This is a genomic window from Streptomyces sp. NPDC030183 (genome assembly GCF_055573455.1).
Map to the genome: position 1 here is coordinate 38,703 of NZ_JBVIBK010000015.1, position 24,393 is coordinate 63,095.

At 73.0% G+C, this 24,393-nt stretch carries 22 protein-coding genes; 18 read left to right on the plus strand and 4 right to left on the minus strand.

Annotated elements, in window-relative coordinates; translation table 11 throughout:
* Nucleotides 1-248: 248 nt before the first annotated feature.
* On the minus strand, nucleotides 249-662 hold the full coding sequence (locus ACZ4Z2_RS19290; RefSeq protein ID WP_468077525.1) for a pyridoxamine 5'-phosphate oxidase family protein: 414 nt from the start codon (nucleotides 660-662) through the stop codon (nucleotides 249-251).
* Nucleotides 663-778: 116 nt separating this feature from the next.
* Here ACZ4Z2_RS19290 and clpB point away from each other — a divergent pair, with 116 nt between their 5' ends.
* Both clpB and ACZ4Z2_RS19300 read left to right on the plus strand, forming a co-directional pair.
* Nucleotides 779-3,376, plus strand: a complete 2,598-nt coding sequence (clpB, locus tag ACZ4Z2_RS19295; RefSeq protein ID WP_468077527.1) for an ATP-dependent chaperone ClpB — start codon at nucleotides 779-781, stop codon at nucleotides 3,374-3,376.
* Nucleotides 3,377-3,493: 117 nt separating this feature from the next.
* On the plus strand, nucleotides 3,494-4,024 hold the full coding sequence (locus ACZ4Z2_RS19300; RefSeq protein ID WP_468077529.1) for a YbjN domain-containing protein: 531 nt from the start codon (nucleotides 3,494-3,496) through the stop codon (nucleotides 4,022-4,024).
* 23 nt (nucleotides 4,025-4,047) lie between these two features.
* Here ACZ4Z2_RS19300 and ACZ4Z2_RS19305 read toward each other — a convergent pair whose 3' ends face one another.
* Nucleotides 4,048-5,253 (minus strand): hypothetical protein, encoded by a 1,206-nt coding sequence (locus ACZ4Z2_RS19305; RefSeq protein WP_468077531.1) that lies wholly within the window; start codon nucleotides 5,251-5,253, stop codon nucleotides 4,048-4,050.
* 156 nt (nucleotides 5,254-5,409) lie between these two features.
* Nucleotides 5,410-6,651, minus strand: coding sequence for a pyridoxal phosphate-dependent aminotransferase (locus ACZ4Z2_RS19310; protein ID WP_468077533.1), 1,242 nt, complete (start codon nucleotides 6,649-6,651; stop codon nucleotides 5,410-5,412).
* 110 nt (nucleotides 6,652-6,761) lie between these two features.
* Here ACZ4Z2_RS19310 and ACZ4Z2_RS19315 point away from each other — a divergent pair, with 110 nt between their 5' ends.
* The 6 genes from ACZ4Z2_RS19315 (at nucleotide 6,762) to ACZ4Z2_RS19340 (ending at nucleotide 12,369) form a co-directional block, all read left to right on the plus strand.
* A complete protein-coding gene (locus ACZ4Z2_RS19315; protein ID WP_468077534.1) occupies nucleotides 6,762-6,968 on the plus strand; it encodes a hypothetical protein in 207 nt (68 codons plus the stop codon).
* A 198-nt stretch (nucleotides 6,969-7,166) separates the two neighbouring features.
* A complete protein-coding gene (locus ACZ4Z2_RS19320) occupies nucleotides 7,167-7,397 on the plus strand; it encodes a hypothetical protein (RefSeq protein WP_468077536.1) in 231 nt (76 codons plus the stop codon).
* Between the two features lie 94 nt (nucleotides 7,398-7,491).
* Nucleotides 7,492-7,887, plus strand: coding sequence for a hypothetical protein (locus ACZ4Z2_RS19325; RefSeq protein WP_468077538.1), 396 nt, complete (start codon nucleotides 7,492-7,494; stop codon nucleotides 7,885-7,887).
* A 490-nt stretch (nucleotides 7,888-8,377) separates the two neighbouring features.
* Entirely contained in the window at nucleotides 8,378-8,899 is a 522-nt protein-coding gene (locus ACZ4Z2_RS19330) for a DUF2617 family protein (RefSeq protein WP_359702161.1), read from the plus strand.
* A gap of 579 nt (nucleotides 8,900-9,478) precedes the next feature.
* Nucleotides 9,479-11,026: a polyamine aminopropyltransferase gene (locus tag ACZ4Z2_RS19335; protein ID WP_468077789.1), complete on the plus strand. Its 1,548-nt coding sequence runs from the start codon at nucleotides 9,479-9,481 to the stop codon at nucleotides 11,024-11,026.
* A gap of 131 nt (nucleotides 11,027-11,157) precedes the next feature.
* Entirely contained in the window at nucleotides 11,158-12,369 is a 1,212-nt protein-coding gene (locus tag ACZ4Z2_RS19340) for an SRPBCC domain-containing protein (RefSeq protein ID WP_468077540.1), read from the plus strand.
* A gap of 30 nt (nucleotides 12,370-12,399) precedes the next feature.
* Here ACZ4Z2_RS19340 and ACZ4Z2_RS19345 read toward each other — a convergent pair whose 3' ends face one another.
* Nucleotides 12,400-12,618, minus strand: a complete 219-nt coding sequence (locus ACZ4Z2_RS19345) for a hypothetical protein (RefSeq protein ID WP_468077542.1) — start codon at nucleotides 12,616-12,618, stop codon at nucleotides 12,400-12,402.
* Between the two features lie 426 nt (nucleotides 12,619-13,044).
* On the opposite strand from ACZ4Z2_RS19345, the gene ACZ4Z2_RS19350 reads away from it, so the two are divergent.
* The 10 genes from ACZ4Z2_RS19350 to ACZ4Z2_RS19395 all read left to right on the plus strand — a co-directional run bounded on the left by ACZ4Z2_RS19350 (nucleotide 13,045) and on the right by ACZ4Z2_RS19395 (nucleotide 24,384).
* On the plus strand, nucleotides 13,045-13,839 hold the full coding sequence (locus ACZ4Z2_RS19350; RefSeq protein ID WP_468077544.1) for an aldose epimerase family protein: 795 nt from the start codon (nucleotides 13,045-13,047) through the stop codon (nucleotides 13,837-13,839).
* 34 nt (nucleotides 13,840-13,873) lie between these two features.
* The gene (gene pyrE, locus ACZ4Z2_RS19355) at nucleotides 13,874-14,428 is read left to right on the plus strand and encodes an orotate phosphoribosyltransferase (protein ID WP_468077546.1); all 555 of its coding nucleotides are present in this window, start codon (nucleotides 13,874-13,876) and stop codon (nucleotides 14,426-14,428) included.
* A 217-nt stretch (nucleotides 14,429-14,645) separates the two neighbouring features.
* Nucleotides 14,646-15,668, plus strand: a complete 1,023-nt coding sequence (gene fbaA / locus ACZ4Z2_RS19360) for a class II fructose-bisphosphate aldolase (protein ID WP_468077548.1) — start codon at nucleotides 14,646-14,648, stop codon at nucleotides 15,666-15,668.
* 304 nt (nucleotides 15,669-15,972) lie between these two features.
* Nucleotides 15,973-17,442 carry an MFS transporter gene (locus ACZ4Z2_RS19365; protein WP_468077550.1) on the plus strand — a complete coding sequence of 490 codons (1,470 nt, stop codon included), beginning with the start codon at nucleotides 15,973-15,975 and terminating at the stop codon, nucleotides 17,440-17,442.
* A 174-nt stretch (nucleotides 17,443-17,616) separates the two neighbouring features.
* The gene (locus ACZ4Z2_RS19370; RefSeq protein ID WP_468077552.1) at nucleotides 17,617-18,030 is read left to right on the plus strand and encodes a DUF3151 domain-containing protein; all 414 of its coding nucleotides are present in this window, start codon (nucleotides 17,617-17,619) and stop codon (nucleotides 18,028-18,030) included.
* Nucleotides 18,031-18,201: 171 nt separating this feature from the next.
* Nucleotides 18,202-19,047, plus strand: coding sequence for a tryptophan 2,3-dioxygenase family protein (locus ACZ4Z2_RS19375; protein WP_468077554.1), 846 nt, complete (start codon nucleotides 18,202-18,204; stop codon nucleotides 19,045-19,047).
* A complete protein-coding gene (gene kynU, locus ACZ4Z2_RS19380; RefSeq protein ID WP_468077556.1) occupies nucleotides 19,040-20,404 on the plus strand; it encodes a kynureninase in 1,365 nt (454 codons plus the stop codon). The genes ACZ4Z2_RS19375 and kynU overlap by 8 nt, the downstream gene beginning before the upstream one ends.
* A 352-nt stretch (nucleotides 20,405-20,756) precedes the next feature.
* On the plus strand, nucleotides 20,757-21,659 hold the full coding sequence (locus ACZ4Z2_RS19385) for an alpha/beta hydrolase (RefSeq protein ID WP_468077558.1): 903 nt from the start codon (nucleotides 20,757-20,759) through the stop codon (nucleotides 21,657-21,659).
* Nucleotides 21,660-22,247: 588 nt separating this feature from the next.
* The gene (locus ACZ4Z2_RS19390; protein WP_468077560.1) at nucleotides 22,248-23,075 is read left to right on the plus strand and encodes an alpha/beta hydrolase; all 828 of its coding nucleotides are present in this window, start codon (nucleotides 22,248-22,250) and stop codon (nucleotides 23,073-23,075) included.
* Nucleotides 23,068-24,384, plus strand: a complete 1,317-nt coding sequence (locus tag ACZ4Z2_RS19395; protein WP_468077562.1) for an acyltransferase family protein — start codon at nucleotides 23,068-23,070, stop codon at nucleotides 24,382-24,384. Before ACZ4Z2_RS19390 ends, ACZ4Z2_RS19395 begins: the two co-directional genes overlap by 8 nt.
* The last annotated feature ends 9 nt before the right edge of the window (nucleotides 24,385-24,393 follow it).

A 24,393-nucleotide genomic window follows, 5' to 3' on the forward strand; every position in this document is an offset into this window, starting at 1 on the left:
ACTGCCTCCCCCCCCCTCTCCCCCCCCCCCCCCCCTCCCCCCCCCCCCCCCCTCCCCCCCCCCCCCCCCCACCCCCCCCCCCCCCGCTGCAGGTTTACAGGGACATTTCAGGATTCCCGCCGCTTTCGCCGTTACGACCGTCGTGGCTGGAACTGATCAACCGTCGCCCTGGGCGACTGATCAACCGTCGCCTGGCGACTGATCAGCCATCGCCGGGGCGACTGATCATTCGCCGCCGGGGCGACTGATCACCCGTGGCCCAGTGCCGCCGTCAGCTCGATCTCGATGACCACCCGGTCCGGGTTGGGCCGCGGTGTCCTGCCGTACCGCTCCGCGTACCGCCGCACCGCGTCCGCGACCCGCTCGGGGTCCGTGCGGACGAAGGCCCGCCCCTCCAGTGTGGCCCAGCGCCGGCCCTCCAGCTGGCAGACCGCCGCCAGGGCCCCGTCCGGGCCCGCGGCCAGCACGTTCCGCGCCTTCTTGCTCTCCCTGCCGGTGATCACCCGGGCCAGTCGCGCCGCGGGGTCGTAGGTCACCCCGACGGGCACCACATGCGGTGTGCCGTCCGGGCGGAGGGTCGTCAGGGTGCACACGTGCCGCTCCCGCCAGAAGCGCAGATACGGCTCGTCGGGGGCACCCGGGTCCACGGAGTACTTCGCCATGGCCCGCAACCTTACGAGTCGCCTCCCGGTGACGCCTTGAGTGGAATAGACTCAACTTTGTGTACGTTGCTCAAGTCAGCGTGGATGCGGGCTGACACAAGGAGGAGAACGCGAACGTGGACGCCGAGCTGACCAACAGGAGCCGGGACGCGATCAACGCGGCCAGCAACCGGGCCGTGTCCGAGGGGCACCCGGACTTCACCCCTGCCCACCTGCTGCTGGCTCTGCTCCAGGGCCAGGACAACGAGAACATCACCGACCTGCTCGCCGCCGTCGACGCCGACCAGGCGGCCGTCCGCGCCGGCACGGAGAAGGTCCTCGCGGGCCTGCCCAGCGTGACCGGGTCCACCGTGTCGCCGCCCCAGCCCAACCGTGAGCTGCTCGCCGTGGTCGCCGACGCCCAGTCCCGGGCCAAGGACCTGGGCGACGAGTACGTGTCCACCGAGCACCTCCTGATCGGGATCGCCGCGAAGGGCGGCCAGGCCGGGGACGTACTCTCCCGGCAGGGTGCGAACGCCGAGAAGCTTCTGGAGGCGTTCCAGAAGGCCAGGGGAGGACGCCGGGTGACCACAGCCGATCCGGAGGGGCAGTACAAGGCCCTGGAGAAGTTCGGTACGGACTTCACCGCCGCCGCGCGCGACGGCAAGCTCGACCCCGTCATCGGCCGGGACCAGGAGATCCGCCGGGTCGTCCAGGTCCTGTCCCGCCGCACCAAGAACAACCCGGTCCTCATCGGCGAGCCAGGCGTCGGCAAGACCGCCGTCGTCGAGGGCCTCGCCCAGCGCATCGTCAAGGGCGACGTGCCCGAGTCCCTGAAGGACAAGCGGCTCGTCGCGCTCGACCTCGGCGCGATGGTCGCGGGCGCCAAGTACCGGGGCGAGTTCGAGGAGCGCCTGAAGACCGTCCTCGCCGAGATCAAGGACTCCGACGGGCAGATCATCACCTTCATCGACGAGCTGCACACCGTCGTCGGCGCGGGTGCCGGGGGCGACTCCGCGATGGACGCCGGCAACATGCTGAAGCCGATGCTGGCCCGTGGCGAGCTGCGCATGGTCGGCGCCACCACCCTCGACGAGTACCGCGAGCGCATCGAGAAGGACCCGGCGCTGGAGCGCCGCTTCCAGCAGGTCCTCGTCTCCGAGCCCACCGTCGAGGACACCATCGCGATCCTGCGCGGACTCAAGGGCCGCTACGAGGCCCATCACAAGGTCCAGATCGCCGACGCGGCCCTGGTCGCCGCCGCGACCCTCTCCGACCGGTACATCACCTCCCGCTTCCTGCCCGACAAGGCCATCGACCTCGTCGACGAGTCGGCCTCCCGGCTGCGCATGGAGATCGACTCCTCGCCCGTCGAGATCGACGAGCTCCAGCGTGCCGTCGACCGGCTGAAGATGGAGGAGCTGGCCCTCGACAAGGAGACCGACGCCGCCTCCCGCGAGCGCCTCGAACGGCTCCGCCGGGACCTCGCCGACAAGGAGGAGGAGCTGCGCGGCCTGAACGCCCGCTGGGAGAAGGAGAAGCAGTCCCTCAACCGCGTCGGTGAGCTGAAGGAGAAGCTCGACGACCTGCGCGGCCAGGCGGAGCGGGCCCAGCGCGACGGCGACTTCGACACCGCCTCCAAGCTCCTCTACGGCGAGATCCCCACCCTGGAGAAGGCCCTGGAGGCCGCCTCCGAGGCGGAGGAGGAGGTCGCCAAGGACACCATGGTCAAGGACGAGGTCGGCGCCGACGACATCGCCGACGTCGTCGCCTCCTGGACCGGCATCCCCGCCGGACGTCTCCTGGAGGGCGAGACCCAGAAGCTGCTCCGCATGGAGGAGGAGCTGGGCCGCCGCCTCATCGGCCAGACCGAGGCCGTCCGCGCCGTGTCCGACGCCGTACGGCGCTCCCGCGCGGGCATCGCCGACCCGGACCGCCCGACCGGCTCGTTCCTCTTCCTCGGCCCGACCGGCGTCGGCAAGACCGAGCTGGCGAAGGCGCTCGCAGACTTCCTCTTCGACGACGAGCGGGCCATGGTCCGCATCGACATGTCGGAGTACAGCGAGAAGCACAGCGTGGCCCGCCTGGTCGGCGCCCCGCCCGGCTACGTCGGCTACGAGGAGGGCGGCCAGCTCACCGAGGCCGTCCGCCGCCGCCCGTACAGCGTGGTCCTGCTGGACGAGGTGGAGAAGGCCCACCCGGAGGTCTTCGACATCCTGCTGCAGGTGCTGGACGACGGCCGCCTCACCGACGGACAGGGCCGGACGGTCGACTTCCGCAACACCATCCTGATCCTCACCTCCAACCTGGGCAGCCAGTTCCTGGTCGACCCGCTCACCACCGAGACGGAGAAGAAGGAGCAGGTCCTGGAGGTGGTCCGGGCCTCCTTCAAGCCGGAGTTCCTCAACCGCCTCGACGACCTCGTGGTCTTCTCCGCCCTGCACAAGGCCGAGCTGGAGAGGATCGCGGGCCTCCAGATCGACCGCCTGGCCAAGCGGCTCGCCGAGCGCCGCCTCACCCTGGAGGTCACCCCCGAGGCCCTCGCCTGGCTCGCCGACGAGGGCAACGACCCGGCGTACGGCGCCCGCCCGCTGCGCCGCCTCGTCCAGACCGCGATCGGCGACCGCCTCGCCAAGGAGATCCTCGCCGGCGAGGTCAAGGACGGCGACACGGTCCGCGTCGACGCCTTCGGCGATGGGCTGATCGTGGGTCCGGCGACCGGAAAGACCCTGTAGTTCACGACTGCCCGATGAGGCAGGTTGCCCGGTGGGGGGCAAGGGAGAGAGGGTGGGTCGTGACGTCTGGTCTCAGCGACGGCCGGACGAGCCAGACGACAGTTGGAGTGTCCAAGTATGTCCATCGACCCGTCCTCGATTCCGAACTTCGGGGGCCAGCCCGAGCCGCAGCCCGGCCCCCCGCCGGGCCCCGTGGTGCCGGATCAGGACCTCGTGAAGCAGCTCCTCGACCAGATGGAGCTCAAGTACGTCGTCGACGACGAGGGTGACCTCGCGGCGCCGTGGGAGGAGTTCCGCACCTACTTCATGTTCCGCGGCGAGGGCGACCAGCAGGTCTTCTCGGTGCGCACGTTCTACGACCGTCCGCACCAGATCACCGAGAAGCAGGCCCTGCTGGAGACCATCGACGACTGGAACCGCCGCACCCTGTGGCCCAAGGTCTACAGCCACACCCACGACGACGGCACGGTCCGCCTCATCGGTGAGGCCCAGCTTCTCATCGGCACCGGCGTCAGCCTGGAGCACTTCGTCTCCTCGACCGTCAGCTGGGTCCGCGCCGCCATCGAGTTCGACAAGTGGCTCGTCGAGCAGCTCGGCCTCGCCGAGGACATCGAGGAGTCCGAGAAGCCCGAGAGCGACGACGAGTAGTCCTTCCCCCAGGGCCAGATCCTCTAGAGCGGCACCCGGTTGATCACCACCAGGTACGCCCCGTAGACATAGGAGAGCCCGGCCAGGGCGGCGACCACCACGGTGGCGTGCCAGGGCCGGGCTCTCGCCGTACGGGCGAGCGCGAGCGCCAGGGGGAGCAGCAGCGGGAACGCCGGCAGCAGGAAGCGCGGCTTCGACGCGAAGAAGCCGTCGCCGCCGAGCGCGATCACCAGCAGGACGGCGGCGTACGCCGGCAGCGGCAGCGGCGGGCGGTCCAGGAGCAGCAGCGCGAACAGCAGCAGCGCCGCCGCCGCGATCAGCGTCGTCGTCGTGAACACGAAGCGGTCGTGGTGCAGCAGCAGATGCCGTACGAACCGCAGGGCGCCCACGCCGAAGTCGAAGCGCGAGCTCCACCGCCGCTGCACGGCGAAGTACCCGCCGAGCGGATCACCCTCGCGGACCCCCACCCACAGCACGAAGCCGCACCACCCGATCGGCGCGAGGGCGACCGCCGTCCACAGCCTGGGGGAAAGTGCCCGCTCCCGCCCGCGCGTCATCTCGTACACCGCCGCCACGACGACCGCGGCGGCCACCGCCAGCCCGTTCGGCCGGGACAGCCCCGCCAGGGCCGCCAGGGTCCCCGCCCACACCCAGCGCCCGGTGAGCACCGCGTACAGCGCCCAGGCCGCGCACGCGGTGAGCAGCGGCTCGGTGTACGCCATCGACAGCACCACGGAGTGGGGGAGCAGCCCCCACAGCAGGACGAGGGCGATCCCGGCGGCGGGACCGTGCAGCCGGGCCCCCACCGCGTACATCCCGCAGGCGGCCACCGCGGCGGCCGCCCAGGACACCAGCAGCCCCGCCGCGCCCCAGCTCAGCGGCGCCACCTCGGTGAGGGCCCGCACCAGCGCCGGGTACAGCGGGAAGAAGGCCAGGTCGCTGGCGACCAGCGACGGGTAGTGCACGACCCGCCCGTAGCCGTCCGCCGCGATCCCCAGGTACCACACCGAGTCCCAGGACCGCCCGAGCAGCGCGAGGGGCTCCTTCCCGACGGCGCTGGCGACGGCGACGACCACAGCGGTCCCGGCGAGCCGGGCCCCGAGGAAGAGACCGAGGGCCATCAGCCACGCGGGGGGACGCGACGGCACGGACCGGACGCGGTCCCGGGGCCCACCGGCCCCGTCGGCCGTCTCCCGGGCGGGTGACACGAGGGTGCTGGCATGGGTCACACGGGAACGATGTGCGCCGTTCACCCGATATGCCAGCGCTACACGCCCGCGTGGGCGCCGATTCCGCCGTTTCCCCTCGTTCTGTGTCCCTCCCGGCCTTTCGGCGCCGTCACCGTCGAGCCTTACGCCTCGTCTCTGTCGAGTCTTTCCGCCTGGTCAGAACGACGCCTTCAGCCGCTGCGCCGCCTCCGCCAGCACCTCCGCGCGCTTGCAGAACGCGAACCGTACGAACGGCGCGCCCGCATCGCGGTGGTCGTAGAAGACCGCGTTGGGGATGGCGACGACTCCCGCCCGTTCCGGCAGGGCCCGGCAGAAGGCGATGCCGTCGCTCTCGCCGAGGGGGCGGATGTCGGTGGTGATGAAGTACGTGCCCGCCGTCCGGAACACGCCGAACCCGGCGTCCGCGAGCCCCGCCGCCAGGACGTCCCGCTTGGCGCGCATGTCCGCCCGGAACCCCTCGAAGTAGGAGTCCGGCAGCGCGAGCGCCTCGGCGACGGCGTACTGGAACGGCCCCGACGCCACGTACGTCAGGTACTGCTTCGCCGAGCGCACGGCCGTGACCAGCGCGGGGGTGGCGGTCACCCAGCCCACCTTCCACCCGGTGAAGGAGAAGGTCTTGCCCGCCGACCCGATGGTGACCGTCCGCTCCCGCATCCCCGGGAAGGACGCCAGCGGCAGATGCTCGGCGTCGTCGAAGACCAGGTGCTCGTACACCTCGTCCGTCACGACCAGCAGATCCCGCTCGACGGCCAGCTCCGCGATCGCCGTCAGCTCCGCACGGGTGAGGACCGTGCCGGTCGGGTTGTGCGGGGTGTTGATCAGCAGCAGCCGGGTCCGGTCGGTGACGGCGGCCCGCAGCTCGTCGAGGTCCAGCCGGAAGCGCCGGCCGTCGGCCGTGCCGCCCGGCTCCTCCCGCGGGCGCAGCGTCACGGGGACCCGCCGCCCGCCTGCCATCGCGATGCTGGCCGCGTACGAGTCGTAGTACGGCTCCAGGGCGACCACCTCGTCACCGGGCTCCAGCAGCCCCAGCATGGCCGCCGCGATGGCTTCCGTGGCGCCCGCCGTGACCAGCACCTCCGTGTCCGGGTCGAACGCCAGCCCGTACCGCCGCAGCTGGTGCGCGGTGATCGCGGCGCGCAGCTCCGGGACGCCGGGGCCCGGCGGGTACTGGTTGCCGCGCCCGTCCCGCAGCGCCCGTACGGCGGCCTCGCGGATCTCCTCGGGGCCATCGGTGTCCGGGAAACCTTGCCCCAGGTTGATCGAGCCGGTCCGCAGGGCGAGGCCGGACATCTCCGCGAAGATCGTTGTCCCGAACTCGGCGAGCCGCCGGTTGAGCGGGGGCCGGACAGCGGTGCCGTCGGGGTCTGCGGGGCGTGCGCTGGAGGTCATGGCCGTCATCCTGCGCCGAACCTCTGGAGTTCCTCAACTCTGCTTTGGGCCGTCGGGCGGGCGGGCATCCCCAGGTCACGCACGGCCCACGGGGGTCTGCACGGGGGAAAGAAAGGCTGGTGACGGAGATGGAGATCTTCTTCTTCCTCGTCGTCGGGGCGGTCGTGCTGCTCGGCGTCCTGTCGTCGCTCGGCGGGGGCTCACGGCGCGGCCGGCGCCGCCGCAGCTGGTGGGCGGACGGCGGGTCGTCCGGGAGCGGCTCCTCCTGCGGAGGCGGCTCCTCCTGCGGCGGTGGGGGCTGCGGCGGTGGCGGGGGCGGCGACTGACCGCGTACCTCTGGACTTGCTCAACTCCGCTCGGAACGCCTGCACGCGCGGGCATCCCAGCGTCACGCTGGACGACGAGACGCCCACGCGGCCGTCTCGGGGACCACAAGGACCGCCCGCCCGGGCGGCCTCGGGGACCACAGGGACCACGGGGACCGCGGGGAACATCGGGGGACAAACGGAAAGGGGGACGATGTCATGGGGATAGGCATCGTGGTGGGGATCGTCTGTATCGCGCTGATCGTGGTGTTCGCCGTGATCGTGAGCTCCCGGGGAGCGGTACGGGCCGGTGCCTACGGCCGCCGCCGGGGCAGTTGGTGGGCCGACAGCGGCAACTCGGCCGGCCTCGGCTCGTCCTGCGGGGGCGGGTCGTCCTGCGGGGGCGGGTCGTCCTGCGGCGGCGGTGGCGGATGCGGTGGCGGCAGCTGAGCCGGGGGGCTCGGCGGCCGCGCGGTTGGACCAAGGCGAAGCACCCATGGGGGGTCGCTTCGGGGGACTGAAGAAAGAGAAGGGGGGTGGCGCCATGAACGCGATCGTGCTCGTGGCCATCATCCTGGGGGTCGTCTTCGCGGTGCTGGCGACGGTCTTCGTGGCAGTCAAGAGGAGCAACGCCAGGGCGATGCGCATGGGTGGCCACCGTACGGGCGGCTACGGCGGCGGGAGCGCCCGCCGCGGCAGCAGCCACAGCGACACTCACCACGGCAGCGACCAGAGCTGGTGGGTGCTCGGCGGTGCCGCCGCCGTCGGCGACAGCGGCTCGTCCTCGTCGAGCGACGACAGGCACTCCTCGTCCGGGGGCGGCGGTTCGTCCTGCGGCAGCGGCTCGTCGTCGTGTGGCAGTAGTTCGTCGTCGTGCGGCAGCAGTTCGTCGTGCGGGTCCTCCTGCGGCGGCGGGGGCGGATGCGGTGGAGGCAGCTGACACGGGGCAGCCGAGCTCCACGACACGAGCGCCCGCCGGGATCGAACTCCCGGCGGGCGCTCGTGTGTCCGCCGGGAGTTCCCGCTCCCGCGGACCGCGTGCCCCAGGTGCACGCCTGGGTACGCCGGGAGGGTCCGGTTGCCCGGTGGGCGCTCCCCGCCGTTCGCGCGCCCGGCGGGACGGGCGCGCGAGTAGCACTTCGATGGCAGGGGCGCACGCCTGGTTGAACAGTTGAGCTGTGCAGCCCTCGGGGGGATGGAAAGCACGTCAGATTGGGTAAAAACGCTGTGGTGGCGCCACAGTTCATGATTCCCTATAAATCGCCAACGCAGCCCCCGGACGTCCCTCCCGGCAGGCCTGTCCTGGCTGACCGGACCGCTGGGACGTCGTCCCCACCCGACCTGGCTGACCGGCCCGCGTCCCCCGGTGCCGAAGTGGGGTGCGCCGGACCACCCCTCTTCTCCTCTTTGCGTGCTAGCGGAGCCGACCCATGCTCACGACCCTGAACACGACCTACACCGACACACGCGCGGCCGACCTGGCGTGGGCCCTGGGCCGCGAACCGCTGCCCGCGCTCGCCACGCTTGATCTCGAACTCGCGGGCGCGAAGCTCCAGTTGCGGCTTCTCGGTGCGTCCCACCAGGTGCTCCTGGAGGAGGAGAGGGGCAGTCACTGTTCGGAGACGGTCGCCTGCATCCCGGGTTCCAGCACGCCCCTCCCGCTCGGGGTGGCCAAGAGGGTGGACGACTGGGAGTACGAATTCGCCGCCCGCGTCGAGGTGTTGTCGCCCGGCTCCTTCGCCGGCCGCGCCCAGGAACTCCTCGCCCTCGTCTCCGACCACCCGCACGGTCTCGCCGGGGTCTTCCCCGGCAGCCCCCACGCCTTCACGGCGATGCTGGCGCAGCGCTACGAGGGCCAGGTGCACTGGCGTACGTGGCACGCGTATCCGCAGGACGGGCAGTTGGTCGCGACGAGAACGAGAGTCGGGGTGCGGGTGTCGGTACCGCTCTGAGGGGCCGGGCGCCTGATGGCTCGGGGGGTGCGGGTGCTTTTTGGCGGGTGCGGGTGAGTGGGGGGTTGTTCGCGCGGTTTTCCGCGCCCCTGAAAAGCGACCGGGGCCCGCGCCCTGTGCTTTTCCACGGCGCCAGCCCCCGGAAGGCCGGGCCGCAGGCCCGAGCCTCAGGGGCGCGGGGAACCGCGCGCGACACCACGAACCACCCGCACCCGCCGACGAAACACGCACCCCCGAGCCATGAGGCACCCGGCGCCCCACCCACAGACCACCCTTGTGGGTGACCCAGCCCCGCGCACACGTGACGGTAGCGTGCCAGGAGTGATCGAGCCGCACGCCCCCGCACCCCTTGGCGCCCCACCCGCATGGCGCGACCGAGGAGCCCCCGGCAGCGGCCCCGGCGACGGCCACGACGGCGGCCACACCGAGCACCAGGCCACCGCCGAGAGGCATGACGGCACCGCCGAGAGGCATGACGGCGGACCCGGCACCCCTGGCGGACCCGGCACCCCCGACCCGCCCGGCGGACCCGGGGGACCCGGCGGACCTGGCGGACCTGGCGGAGCCGCCCGGCTGCCCGTGCGCCCCGGTGTCGGCCGCTTCCTCGTGCTCGCCTGCGTCTTCGTCTGCGCGGCCTGCGGACTCGTGTACGAACTCGAACTCGTCGCCCTCGCCTCGTACCTCATCGGCGACTCCGTCACCCAGGCGTCCGTCGTCCTCTCCGTGATGGTCTTCGCCATGGGCATCGGTTCCCTCGCGGCCAAACGCCTCCGCCCCCGCGCGGCCTTCGGTTTCGGCGCCATCGAGGCCGCCCTCGCCCTCGTCGGCGGCTCCAGCGCCCTCGCGCTGTACGCCGCGTTCGCGTGGACCGGCGACTGGGGCGGCGTCTGGGCCGCCGGCTCCCGCTATCTGCTCGTCGCCTTCTCCCTGGCCATCGGCCTGCTCATCGGCGCCGAGGTCCCGCTCCTGATGGAGCTGATCCAGCGCATCCGCCGCCAGGACGCGGGCGGCGCCGTCGCCGACCTGTTCGCCGCGGACTACGTCGGCGCGCTGGTCGGCGGCCTCGCCTTCCCCTTCCTCCTGCTGCCCTGGCTGGGCCAGTTGACCGGCGCCCTGCTCACCGGCACGGTCAACGCCCTGGTCGGCGGCGCCCTCGTCCTCGGGCTGTTCCGCCACGACCTGAGCCGCCGTGCCCGCTGGCTGCTGCTGGCCGCCAACGCCGCCGTCCTCGCCCTCCTCGCCTCGGTCGCCGTCCACGTCGACGACTTCGAACGCGCCGCCCGCCGCGAGGTGTACGGCAAGGACGTCCGCGTCGCCGTGCAGACCGGCGTCCAGGAGATCGTCCTCACCGGCGGCAGCCACGGCCGGCCCCTCTCGCTGTTCCTCGACGGCCGCCTGCGCATCAGCGGCCGCGACGAGCACCGCTACCACCGGGCCCTGGTCAATCCCGCGATCGGCGCCGGACCGCACGCCCGCGTCCTCGTCCTCGGCGGCGGCGACGGCCTCGCCGCCCGCGAGGTCCTCCGCCACGACGGCGTACGCCGGGTGGACGTCGTCGAACTCGACCCGGGCGTACTGCGCCTCGCCCGCACGGACCCCGCGCTCTCCGCCCTCAACGGCCACGCCTACGACGACGCACGCGTCCACGTCGTCACCGCCGACTCCTTCACCTGGCTCCGGGGCACCCACCCGGCCGCCCCGTACGACGTCGTGATCGCCGACCTCCCCGACCCCGGCATCACGGACAGCGCCAAGCTGTACTCGCAGGAGTTCTACGGTCTGGTCCGCCAGGTCCTCGCCGACGACGGGCGGCTCGTCGTGCACGCGGGCCCCGTGGCGTCCCGCCGCGACGTCTTCTGGACGGTCGACGCCACCCTGCGCGCCGCCGGTCTGCACACCACGCCCTACCGGGTGGCCGCCCGCGCCCCCGGTTTCGTCACCCGCCCCGACCGTACGGCCCACACCGCCCGCGTCCCGCACGACTGGGGGTTCGTCATCGCCACGCGCGACACGGCGGGCGCGGGCCGTGCGATGGACCTCGGCGGCACGGGCACCCCCCTCGGGGACGCCGCCCGCGTCGAGGGGCTGCCCCCGTCGACGCTGGTGCATCCGCGGTACGCCCGCTGAACCCGGCGGGACCGGCCCCGTACCACAGGTGCGGCGCCGGGCAGCCCCGGTACGGCCGCCGGGGGCGGAACGCGAGCAATCACGCGTATGTGCGGGTGCGGTCCGGCGACTCGTGGGTAGGCTCCCCTGCCATGGAGCATGAGGTGTTCGTTCCGGTTCATGTGGACCGCCTCCGGGAGGCGCTGTCCGACCCCGAGCGGGTGGCCCGAGCGGTCCCCGGGCTCCAGCACGACGCGGGCACGCCGCCCGTCGCCGGACGCCTCAAGGTGCGCGCCGCCGGCCACACCATCACGTATCGCGGTGCCCTGCGGGTGTCCGGCGCCGACGACGGCTCGTACGTGGTCGAGGGCGACGCCACGGAGGTGCGCGGCAGCGGGACGGTACGGCTCGCCCTGACCGTCCGCCTCACGTCCGCCCCCGAGGGCACGACGCTCCGCTTCACCGGTACGGCCACCGCCGACGGCCGCGTCACCGAACTCCCCGCCGACGCGGTGACCACGGCGACGGGCCGCCTCCTGACCCGCTTCGCGGAAAACCTGGGAAAGGCGGCGGGCGAGGAAGAGCAACCGGCCGCCACGAAGCAGAACCCGAAGCAGAAGCGGAACGGCGGCCGGGGAACGAAGCCCGAGGAAGCGACCCGCGCCGGGCAGGAACCGTCGGCGAAGGACAAGGCCGCCGCCGAGCGAACGGGGGGAGAACCCGCCGCCGAGCCGGGGGAGAAGGAACCCGCCCCCGAGGCCGCGAACACCGTGGAACCGGAGTCCGTCGGCGACCACGAAAGCGGGAACGTACTGGACGACGCGGGCGTTGGCGCGCGTGACGCCGCCGGGCGCGGTGCGGGCGACAGTGTCGAGGGCCGTGCGGGCGGTGACGCCGAGAGCGGTGGGGGTGACAGTGCCGAGGCCCCTGCGGGCGACAGCGCCGAAGACCCTGCGGGTGACGGCGTCGAGGGCCGTGCCGGTGACGGTGCCGCGGGTCGTCTGGGTGACGACGGCGGGGGTGATGACGAGGACGAGGACGACGTCGGCGCCGGTATCGGGGAGGTGCCGCCGGCGTCCGTGTTCGACGCCGAGGTGCCGCCGCCCTCGCTGGATCCGTTCGCCGAGGACGACTTCGTGGCCGGGGGCGAGCCGCCGGCCGAGGCCGCGCACGCCCGGCGGACGATGATCGGCCGCAGCGCGGAAGAGGTCGACCACGCGCCCCCACGGGGCCGCTACGCTCCCGTACCCGCTCCGGAGACCGTCTCCGTCGGCACGGCCGCCCTCCGCTGGGCGGCCCCCGCCGCGGCCCTCGCCGTGGCCTCCGCCGTCGTCGTGGCCCGAGCCCTGCGCAGACGCCGCTGAGGCGGCGCTCCGCCCAGGTCGTGTCCCGGCCTACGCGCCCAGACCGAGCAGGGCTATCTCCAGCGGGAGCACCGGGCGCTCGGGCAGGGCGGGCGGCTCCTCGCCGCGGCCCGTGTGCGTGGGCGGGACCGGGCGCAGCCCGCGGATGCCCTCGGCGGCCCATCCCGCGTCCGTCGGCGGCAGCGACAGCGTCATGCGCCGCCCGTCCGCCAGCGTGGTCTCGATCCTGGTCGTGCCGTCCGCCTGCATGGCAACCCGCCTCTCGTCGCGTACCACGAACATCGAGCCTCACCGGGTAAGACGCCCACGCGAAGCGGGGAGTTCCGACCCCCGCGCCTCCGCGTCAACGCACCGCTGAGGCCCTGAGCCTCCGAGGACCGTGCTGCCGGGCCCTCGCGCCTCCGGGGCCCACGCCTCCGGCCCCGCTTCCTCAACCCCGCGCTTGCCCGGCTTCTTCCCTCCAGGGCCCCGGCTTCCGTGCCCCGTGCCGGCCAAGTGCCCCGTTTCCCGTCCCTGTTCCGCCGAGAGTTCCGCCCAGCCCCCGTCGCACCTGCCGCGGACCCGTTCCTCCCCGGCGTCGGCTACATGTCAAATCCCAAGCCCTCCCCGCCTCTTGGCCCGCGCCGCCATGTCGGCGGGGGCCCCGCGCGGCGTCCCCCAGTAGGGTTCGACAACGTGAGTAGTGAAGAGATCACGTTGGCCGCGGCCGACGCGCAGGCGGTTGTTGCCCCGTCCAACGGCGGACGCGTGGCGAGCCTACGGATCGACGGGCTCGAACTCCTGCGCCAGGGCGACCGTTTCGGCTGCTTCCCCATGGTCCCCTGGTGCGGCCGGATCCGCGACGGCCGCTTCCTCAGCGGCGGCGCCGTCCAGCAGATGCCCCTCAACGCCCCGCCCCACGCCATCCACGGCACCACACGCGAGAGCCCCTGGCGGGTCGCGAGCCGCGGCGACGCCGAGGCGGTCCTCACCTACGACCTCGTCGACCCGTGGCCGTACCCCGGCCGCGTCACCCAGGTGTTCACCCTCACCCCGGACGCCCTCACCCTCACCATGTCCGTGGAGACGTACGAGTCGTCCTTCCCGGCCCAGATCGGCTGGCACCCGTGGTTCAACCGGAGCCTTGGCGACGGCGGTGAGGACGTACGGCTCGACTTCGCGCCCGCCTGGCAGGAGGAGCGCGGCGCCGACCACCTCCCCACCGGCAACCGGATCGAGCCGAGGCCCGGCCCCTGGGACGACTGCTTCGGCATGCCCGACGGCGTCGACGTCACCCTCACCTGGCCCGGTCGGCTGGAGCTGAAGGTGGCCTCGCGGGAGGAGTGGGTCGTCGTCTACGACGAGCAGGCGGAGGCCGTGTGCGTCGAACCGCAGACCGGCCCGCCCAACGGCCTCAACACCCACCCCCGGCTGGTCACCCCCATCGAGCCGCTGGAGGCGACCACGACCTGGAGCTGGCGGCGGCTGTGAGGGCGGGCGGAAGGGCCCCCTTAAGCTGGCTGCCATGACTGACGTGGACGTACGCGGCTCGCTGCTGCAGCAGATCAAGGACAAGGCCGTGGTGCACGGCAAGGTGACCCTGTCGTCGGGCCTGGAGGCGGACTACTACGTCGACCTGCGCCGCGTCACCCTCGACGGCGAGGCGGCCCCGCTGGTCGGACAGGTGCTGCTCGACCTGACCGCCGACCTCGACTTCGACGCGGTCGGCGGTCTCACCATGGGCGCCGACCCGGTGGCCGCCGCGATGCTGCACGCCGCCGCCGCGCGCGGCCGCAGCCTCGACGCGTTCGTGGTCCGCAAGGCCGCCAAGGCGCACGGGCTGCAGCGCCGGGTCGAGGGGCCGGACATCGCGGGCCGCCGCGTCCTCGTCGTCGAGGACACCTCCACCACCGGCGGCTCCCCCCTGACCGCCGTCGAGGCCGTCCGGGAGGCCGGGGCCGAGGTCGTCGCCGTCGCCACCATCGTGGACCGCGCGACCGGCGCTGCCGAGAAGATCGAGCAGGGCGCCGGGGTCCCCTACCGGTTCGCGTTCTCGAAGGACGAGCTGGGTCTCGACTGAGACCGGGTCCGTTGCGACCGGTCCGTCGAGACCGGTTCGTTGAGACCGGTCCGTCGTGTCCGTCGTATAAACACCAAGGTCAGGGGTTACCGCACAGTTTCGGACACCCTGGCCGGAGCATCCGGTCAAGTCTGGAAAGATGGGGCCGACGATGATGTCGCAACCCTAGGTCAGGGCTCGTAAGCACAACGCCACCCGCACATACAAGGAGCGGACCATGCCCATCGCAACCCCCGAGGTCTACAACGAGATGCTCGACCGGGCGAAGGCAGGAAAGTTCGCCTACCCGGCCATCAACGTGACCTCGTCCCAGACCTTGCACGCCGCGCTGCGCGGCTTCGCGGAGGCGGAGAGCGACGGCATCATCCAGATCTCGACCGGCGGTGCCGAGTTCCTGGGCGGCCAGCACAACAAGGACATGGTCACCGGCGCCGTCGCCCTGGCCGAGTTCGCCCACATCGTCGCCAAGAAGTACGACATCACGGTCGCGCTGCACACGGACCACTGCCCGAAGGACAAGCTGGACGGTTACGTACGTCCGCTGCTGGCGGTGTCGGAGGAGCGGGTCGCCCGCGGCGAGAACCCCCTCTTCCAGTCCCACATGTGGGACGGCTCCGCCGAGACCCTCTCGGACAACCTGGAGATCGCCCAGGAGCTCCTCGCCCGCGCCGCCGCCGCGAAGATCATCCTCGAGGTCGAGATCACCCCGACCGGCGGTGAGGAGGACGGCGTCACCCACGAGATCAACGACTCCCTCTACACGACGGTCGACGACGCGATCCGCACCGCCGAGGCCCTCGGCCTGGGCGAGAAGGGCCGCTACCTGCTGGCCGCGTCCTTCGGCAACGTGCACGGCGTCTACAAGCCGGGCAACGTCGTCCTGCGCCCGGACCTCCTGAAGGAGCTGAACGAGGGCGTCGCCGCCCGCTTCGGCAAGGAGTCCCCGTTCGACTTCGTCTTCCACGGCGGCTCCGGCTCCACGGAGGACGAGATCCGCACGGCCCTGGAGAACGGCGTCGTGAAGATGAACATCGACACCGACACGCAGTACGCCTTCACGCGTCCGGTCGCCGCGCACATGTTCCAGAACTACGACGGCGTCCTGAAGGTCGACGGCGAGGTCGGCAACAAGAAGACCTACGACCCCCGCACCTGGGGCAAGCTCGCGGAGGCCGGCATGGCCGCCCGTGTCGTCGAGGCGTGCAACAACCTCCGCTCGGCCGGTACGAAGATCAAGTAACCCGTCGTCCGACGGTCGCAGCGCGACTGCCCGCAGCCCACAAGGCTGCGGGCAGCCGCCGTTTCCGGCCGCGTGTCCGGCCCGCGTGCCCGCCCCGCGTGTCCGGCCCGCGTGTCCGGCCCGCGTGTCCGCCCCGCGTGCCCGGCCGGGTGTCCGGCCCCGCCTCGGCCGCGGGGGTCGCTTCTGCCGTCGTCACTCTCGCTCGTCCGCTCGTCCGCTCGTCCGCTCGCCCGGCCCGTCTCGGGTGTGGGCCGCGTGCCGCCGTCCCCTGGCTCGAACGGTGCCCGCGCGGGATGATCCCTGCATGGCCGACGTACGGCTCGCCTCCGCACAGGGCAAGTGGATCCTCCTCGCCACGGTCCTCGGGTCGAGCATGGCCATGGTGGACTCGACGGTCGTCAACGTCGCCCTTCCCCGGATGGGGCGCGACCTGGACGCGGACCTCGCCGCCCTCCAGTGGACCGTCAACGCGTACATGCTCACCCTGGCCGGTCTGATCCTCCTCGGCGGCGCCCTGGGCGACCGCTTCGGCCGCCGCAGGATCTTCGTCGTGGGCGTGGTGTGGTTCGCCGCCGCGTCCCTGCTCTGCGGCGTCGCCCCCGACGCGGCCGTACTGATCGCCGCCCGTGCCCTCCAGGGCGTCGGCGGCGCCCTCCTCACCCCCGGCTCCCTCGCCCTCATCCAGGCGTCCTTCCACCCGGACGACCGGGCGCGGGCGGTGGGCCTGTGGTCCGGCTTCGGCGGTATCGGCGCGGCCGTCGGACCCTTCCTGGGCGGCTGGCTCGTCGACGGCCCCGGCTGGCGCTGGGTCTTCCTCCTGAACGTGCCCCTCGCCCTCCTCTGCGTCCCGATCGCCGTCCGCCACGTACCGGAGTCCGGCGACGGCCGCGCCCACGGCCGGGGCTTCGACGTCCTCGGCGCGGCCCTGGGCGCCCTGTCCCTGGCGTTCGTCACCTACGCGCTGATCGAGGCCGCGACGGGCTCGGTCCCGGTCGTCGTCTCGGCCGTGGCGGGCGTCGCGACGGGAGTGGCCTTCGTCCGCGTCGAGCGCCGTCGCGCCGACCCGATGATGCCGCCGGAGATCTTCGCGTCCCGCCAGTTCACGGCGGTCAACGTCGTCACCCTGTTCGTGTACGCGGCGTTCAGCGGGTTCTTCTTCCTCGCCGCCCTCCAGCTCCAGGTGGTCTCCGGGTACTCGGCCCTCGCCGCCGGTACGGCCCTGCTCCCCATCACCGTCCTGATGCTGCTGCTCTCCTCCCGGGCCGGCGCCGTCGGCGAGCGCATCGGCCCGCGTGTCCCCCTCACCGTCGGCCCCGTGCTGTGCGCGGCGGGGGTCCTGCTGATGCTGCGGGTGGGCCCCGACGCCTCGTACACGACGGACGTCCTGCCCGCGCTCCTGGTCCTGGGACTGGGCATGGTCACGCTCGTGGCGCCGCTGACCGCCACGGTCCTCGCCTCCGTGTCCACCGAGCACGCGGGTCTCGCCAGCGGCATCAACAACGCCGCCGCCCGCGCCGCCGGCCTCATCGCCGTGGCCGCGCTGCCGCTGATCGCGGGGATGGGGCCGGAGGCGTACCGGGACCCCGCGCAGTTCGACGACGCGTTCACCACCGCCATGCCGGTCTGCGCGGCCGCGCTTCTCGCCGCCGCGGCCCTCGCCTTCACCACGGTCCGCCGCCCGCCCCCCGACTGCCACCACCCGGAATGCCGCACCCACGCCTCGGTGACGGCCCCGCCCCTGGAGGGCGAACCGGGCGGGCCGGGCCCCCCGTAGGTCCAGAGGGCCGCTCCGGTCGGCCGTCCCGTCGTAGGCCCGGCAGGCCTGCCCTGGTCGGCCGTCCCGTCGTAGGCCCGGCAGGCCCGCCCCTGGTCGGCCGTCACGTCGTACGTCCGGGATCGTCGCCCCACCCGGCCACCACGCCTCTCCTCATGGGCCAGACTGGAACCCATGACGATTCACGAGAACCTCCTCGGGGGCCCGCCCCCGACGCACCTCCCCGACGACCCGGAGCCCCGCGAACTCCTCGCGAACGGCACGCCGCCGGCCGACGTCGCCGCGAAGTACCCCACCTCCTCCCTCGCCTGGGCCCAGCTCGCCGACGACGCGTTCGAGCGGGGCAGTGTCGTGGAGTCGTACGCCTACGCCCGTACGGGCTACCACCGCGGTCTGGACGCCCTGCGCCGCAACGGCTGGAAGGGTCACGGCCCGGTCCCCTGGGAGCACGAGCCGAACCGCGGCTTCCTCCGCGCCCTGCACGCACTCGCCCGCGCCGCCGGCTCGATCGGCGAGCAGGAGGAGTACGAGCGCTGCACCCAGTTCCTGAAGGACTCGTCCCCGACGGCGGCCCAGACCCTGAGCTGACCCGTACGGCCGACGTCCTCAGGGCGTGTTCTCGCAGGTCCGCCTGGATGTGATCAGGCGGACCTTGCGATGTCTGGGGCGCATCCCCGACTATGCGGGTGGGGACCGGGGCCCCCGTGTCGGTAACGGCAGGGGCGGACCGCTACCCGGAGTACACAACAGGAGACAGCGATGTCCCAGCAGGCTCAGCCCGTCGAGGCTTCGGAGCCCGAGACCCCGCATCTCGACTTCCAGGGAACCACCCCGTACGAGGACTACGTCCAGGCGGACGTCCTCACCCATCTCCAGCACCCCCTCTCCGACGACCCCGGAGAGATGGTCTTCCTGGTGACGACCCAGGTCATGGAGCTGTGGTTCACCGTCATCGTGCACGAGTGGGAGACGGCCACCGCCGCGCTGCGCGGCGACGACGTCCCGACCGCTCGGGACGCGCTGAAGCGTTCCGTGCGCGAGCTGGAGGCCCTGAACGCCTCCTGGAAGCCCCTCGGCCAGCTCACGCCGGCCCAGTTCAACTCGTACCGCGCCGCCCTCGGCGAGGGCTCCGGCTTCCAGTCGGCGATGTACCGCCGCATGGAGTTCCTGCTCGGCGAGAAGTCCGCGTCCATGCTCGTACCGCACCGCGGAGCGCCCCGCGTCCACGCGGAGTTGGAGAAGGCGCTGCACGAGCCGAGCCTCTACGACGAGGTCCTGCGGCTCCTGGCCCGCCGCGGATACGCGATCCCCGAGTCCGTCCTCCGGCGCGACGTCTCCCAGCGCTACGAGCCGTCCCCCGAGGTCGAGGAGGTGTGGACCGAGCTGTACTCCGGCGACCCGGACCACGAACTCGCGCGCCTCGGCGAGGCCCTGACCGACGTGGCCGAACTGGTCTGGCGCTGGCGCAACGACCACCTCGTCGCCACGCGGCGCGCCATGGGAGCCAAGGCCGGCACGGGCGGCTCGGCCGGTGTCGCCTGGCTGGAGAAGCGGGCCCGGAAGAACGTCTTCCCCGAGTTGTGGACGGCGCGCTCCCATGTCTGACCTCACCGAGTCCAACGAGTCCACCGAGTCCACCGGGTTCACCGGGTTCACCGGGTTCAGCGAGAACGTCGAGAACGTCGAGAGCGGCGGGAACGAGTACTCCGACCTGGCCCTTGAGGCGCGGAAGCTGGACGAGGCCGACGAACTGGTCGGTCTCCGCGACCGCTTCGTCCTCGACGACGCCGTGTACCTCGACGGCAACTCCCTCGGCGCGCTGCCGGCCGCCGTGCCCGACCGGGTGGACGACGTCGTACGCCGCCAGTGGGGCTCCCTGCGCATCCGCTCCTGGGACGAGAGCGGCTGGTGGACGGCGCCCGAGCGGATCGGCGACCGTATCGCCCCGCTGGTGGGCGCGGCACCCGGCCAGATCGTGGTGGGCGACTCCACGAGCGTCAACGTCTTCAAGGCACTGGTCGCGGCGGTCCGGATGGCCGACGAGGACGCGCGAAGGGGCGTAGGCGCGAGCGGGGACGAGGGCGGGGACGAGGGCGGTGGGCGGCCGGTCCGGGACGAGATCCTGGTCGACGCGACGACCTTCCCCACGGACGGCTACATAGCCGAGTCGGCCGCCCGGATGACCGGCCGCACGCTGCGCCCGGTGGCCCCGGCGGAGGTACGGGACGCCCTCGGCCCCCGTACGGCCGCGGTGCTCCTCAACCACGTCGACTACCGCACCGGCCGCCTCCATGACCTGCCGTCCCTGACGGCGGCGATCCACGACGCGGGCGCGTACGCCGTCTGGGACCTGTGCCACAGCGCGGGCGCCCTCCCGGTCGGCCTCGACGAACACGGGGTCGACCTCGCGGTCGGCTGCACGTACAAGTACCTGAACGGCGGCCCGGGTTCACCGGCGTACCTCTACGTACGCCGCGCACTCCAGCCGCGCTTCGACTCCCCCCTCCCCGGCTGGAACTCCCACACGGACCCCTTCGGCATGCGCCCGTCGTACGAGCCGGCGGGCGGCGCCCTGCGGGGCCGTGTCGGCACGCCGGACATCCTGTCGATGCTGGCGCTGGAGGCGGCGCTTGACGTGTGGGACGGCGGGGTGACGATCGAGGCGGTTCGGGCCAAGTCCCTCGCGTTGACGGACTTCTTGCTGCGCTGCGTGGCGGCGTACGTTCCCGAGGGCCGCGTCGAGTGCCTCACCCCGGTCGCCCACGGCGAGCGCGGCAGCCAGGTCGCCCTCCGCTGTGACGACGCCGGTGACGTCATGAAGCGCCTCATCGAGCAGGGCGTCGTGGGCGACTTCCGCCACCCCGACGTCCTCCGCTTCGGCTTCACCCCCCTGTACGTGGGCTTCGCCGACGTGGAACGGGCGGCGCGGGTCCTGGCACGCACCCTGCGGTCCACCGGCTGATGTCCTCTTGTCGACGCGGCTGACAACTGCCGCCTGATGGTCGGCTTGCCCGGCGGCGCGTGGCACCCCTGTCCGCGCCGCCGGGGCACCGTTCGCGCGGGTCCGCGGGGCCGCCCGCCCCGCCCGGCACCGGCCACCGGCGTGCGCTCCCACCGCGCGCGCCCTCGGCACGCACCCCTCGCCGACACACCCCGGAACCCCCCGGAGCGTCAACCCTGACCCGGCGTCACATCCCCGTGTCGACGCACGTCACGGGCCTGATACCGTCCCCGCCAACGGCAGGCGTCCGCACCCCCGAGCCCGCCCACCCCCAAACCCATCCAAATCCGTTTCACCCTTGAGAGGTTGGAGCATGCCGGACGACGACGCCGCAGCCCGCGATGCCGCCGAAGAGGCATCCGCCTTCTCGCACCCCCCGGTCGACCCGGACGTCACCACCGCCTACGGCGACCATCCCGACCAGGTGATCGACTTCTACGCCCCGCGCGCCGCCTCCGGTGCCATGCCGGCCACGGCGGCTCCGTTGGTCGTCGTCCTGCACGGCGGCGCCTGGCGTGCCCCGTACGACCGCCGGCACATCACCCCCTTCGCGGACTTCCTGGCCAGACGGGGTTTCGCCGTGGCCAACGTCGAGTACCGACGCGGCAGTGCGCTGCCCGCGCAGAGCGGCCCCGGCGGCAGCGCGGGCCCGGTGGCGGGCCGCTGGCCGGAGACGTTCGACGACGTGGCCGCCGCCCTCGACGCCCTCCCCGACCTCATGCGGGACGCCGTGCCGGGGGCGGACCCCCGCCGCACCGTCCTCACCGGCCACTCGGCGGGTGGGCACCTGGCCCTGTGGGCCGCCGCCCGCCATGTCCTCCCGCCGGACGCGCCGTGGCGCACGGCCGGTCCGGCCGAGCTGCGCGGAGTCGTCGCGCTGGCGCCCATCGCTGACTTCACCGTGGCCGAGAAGCTGGACGTCTGCGGTGGCGCGGCCACGCAACTCCTGGGCGGCCAGGACAAGTTCGGCGAACGCCGGCCCTACGCCGACCCGGCCCTCCTCCTCCCGACGGGCATCGCCACGACCCTCGTCCAGGGCCGCACCGACATCGTCGTACCGCAGCCCGTGGCCGACGCCTACGCGGACGCCGCGGCCAAGGCGGGCGAGGTCGTCGGCCTCACGCTCCTGGAGGACGTCGGCCACTTCCCCCTGATCGACCCGGCGGCGGACGCGTGCGCGGTGGTGGCGGAGGAGATCGCCCAGCTGGCTTGGTGAACGTGAACGGGAACGGGAACGGGCCCCTCGGCCGGCGCCGGGTCGGCTGGCACCGGGCCGGCAGTTCCTCCGGTCGGCCGATACCGGGCCGGCAGCTCCTCCGGGCCCGCCGATACCCGTAATACCTGAGAGCTACCTCGCAGGTGAGCTCTGGGGTGGGACGCCGACCACGGCCTCCGATCCATAGCTTCCTTCCCAGAACGTCCGGCCGTCCGGCAGCCGGGCGACCGAAGGGGAGGGACAGGGGACATGGGGGCCGTGACAGGGCCGAAGGCGACGCCACTGCCATGGCGACCGGACCGCCGCACGCGTACCGGCGAGCCGCGCGAAGCGACCGGCCCGAGTGGGCCCGACCGGCGACCACGCGACCGACACCGCCGGCCGGCCCGTCCGCGCCGTACGCCTCTCGCTCATCCGCGCCATACGCTTCCCGCCTGTCCGCGCCATACGCTTCCCGCCCGTCCGCGCCATACGCCTCTCGCCCGTCTGCGCCGGGGGCTCCTCGCCCTGCTCGTCGCCGTCGCCGTCGTCGCCCCCGTCTCCGCCGCGGCCCGGCCCCGGATCCCGGCCCCGCCTCCCGCCACCCTCGTGCCCCTCACCCCGAAGACGCTGGAGGCGGTGTACGCGGCCAACCGCGCGAACGCCGAGACAGCGGCCCGGATGGCAGAGGCCCACGGCAACCACGACCGGGCCGCGGCGGACCGCTCGATGGCGGCGCCCTCCCGGCAGTTCCTCACCTTCGACGGCCGGGGCCCCGGCCGGGCCGTCGAGGTCACGGGCGACCTGCTGACGGCCGACCACATAGCGGTACTGATACCCGGCTCGGACACGAGCCTCGACACCTACGACCGCTTCCGCGCAGCCGCGCTCGCGCTGCACGCCCGCACAGGCCCGACCTCGGCGGTCATCACCTGGCTCGGCTACGAGACGCCGGAGACCATCAGCACGACGGTGCTCACCGACACCCGAGCCGACGAGGCGGCCCCGCGGCTGAGCACGTTCATGAGCGAGCTGCGGGGACTGGTCGGCGATACGGCCGACGTCTCCCTGCTCTGCCATTCCTACGGCTCGGTCGTGTGCGGCAGAGCGGCGGCAGACCTGGACGGGGTGAACAACCTGGTCCTGATCGGCAGTCCCGGCACGGGCGCGGACAGCGTCTCCGCGCTGCACACACCGGCACGGGTCTGGGCGGCCCGGGGCGCCGACGACTGGATCGAGATGGTCCCGCACACCCGGGTCGACGTCTTCGGCACGGACGTCGGCTTCGGCACCGACCCGACGTCCCCCGCCTTCGGCGCCCACGTCTTCGCCGCGGGCGACGCCACCCACAGCGGCTACTTCACCGCCGGCTCGACAGCCCTCGCCAACCTCGCCCGCATCACTCTCGGCACCCTTCAGGAGGTGACCCATGCGTGACCCCTCGCCACGGGAGCGGTCCGCACCCTCGCGACGCCCCGCCCTCGCCCCTCGCCTCCGCCAAGCCGCCCACCACCTGCACACCGCGACCCCGCCCACCCGAGACCGCGCCGTGGACGCGCTACGCGCCCTCGCGATCGTCGGCATAGTGCTCGGCCACTGGCTGGTCACCGCCCTCGTCCCGGTGGGGGACGGCACCCTCCGCACCACCAGCCCTCTCCAGCACATGCCCTGGCTGGCCCCCATCTCCTGGCTCTTCCAGACCCTCGCCGTCTTCTTCCTGGTCGGCGGCCACGTGGCGACGAAGAGCTACACCTCGGCCCGGGCCCGCGGCACGACCTACCCCCAGTGGCTGCACGCCCGTCTGAGCCGACTGTTCACCCCGGTCGCCGCGGTCCTCACCCTGTGGGCGGCGGTGACGCTCGCCCTCCTGGCCACCGGCGCGGACCTCGACACGATCCACACCCTGCTCAAACTGGCCCTGTCCCCGCTCTGGTTCCTGCTGGTCTTCGCCGCCCTGACAGCGGCGACCCCGCTGCTGCTCCGCCTCAACCCGGTGTGGCCCCTGGCCGTGGTCCTCCATGTCGACCTGGCCCGCTTCGGGCTGGGCGCCCCGCAGTCGCTGGGCTGGATCAACCTGGCCGCGGGCTGGCTGGTCCCGTACACGCTGGGCGCGGCCTGGACGAGAGGCGAACTGGACCGGCGTCGCGCGGGCTGGACCCTCCTGCTGTCCGGCACGGCGGCGACGGCGGCCCTGATCGCCTGGGCCGGCTACCCGGCGTCGATGGTCGGCGTCCCCGGCGCCCACGTCTCCAACCTGAACCCCCCGACCCTGGCAGCCGTCACCTTCGGTCTGGCCCAGTGCGGCCTGGCCCTGCTGCTGCGCGGCCCCCTCCGCCGGGCCCTGGGACGACGCCCCATGGCCTGGGCGGCCGTGGCCCTGGTCAACCTGTCGGCGATGACGGTGTTCCTCTGGCACCAGACGGCCCTGATGGCGACCACCGCCACGGCCCTGACGGCAGGCCGCCTCCCCGGCCTTCACACGCTCCCCGACCACCCTGACTGGATAGCGGCCCGCCTGGTCTGGCTCCCGGTGTTCGCCCTGGCGCTCCTGCTCTGCTGGGCCGCCTTCCACACCCATGAGACACGGCCCCTCCGTACGGCAGACCCTCGGCGACACCCGACGACGCCCGGGCCCACGGCACCGAAGCGGTCCCCGAACCTCAACTCGTCGCCCGCCCGCCCTTCATCGACCTCACATCCCCCCGTCCCGAGGACCCCGCGCCCCGAAACGGTGCGGCATGCCTAGGCTGTTGCG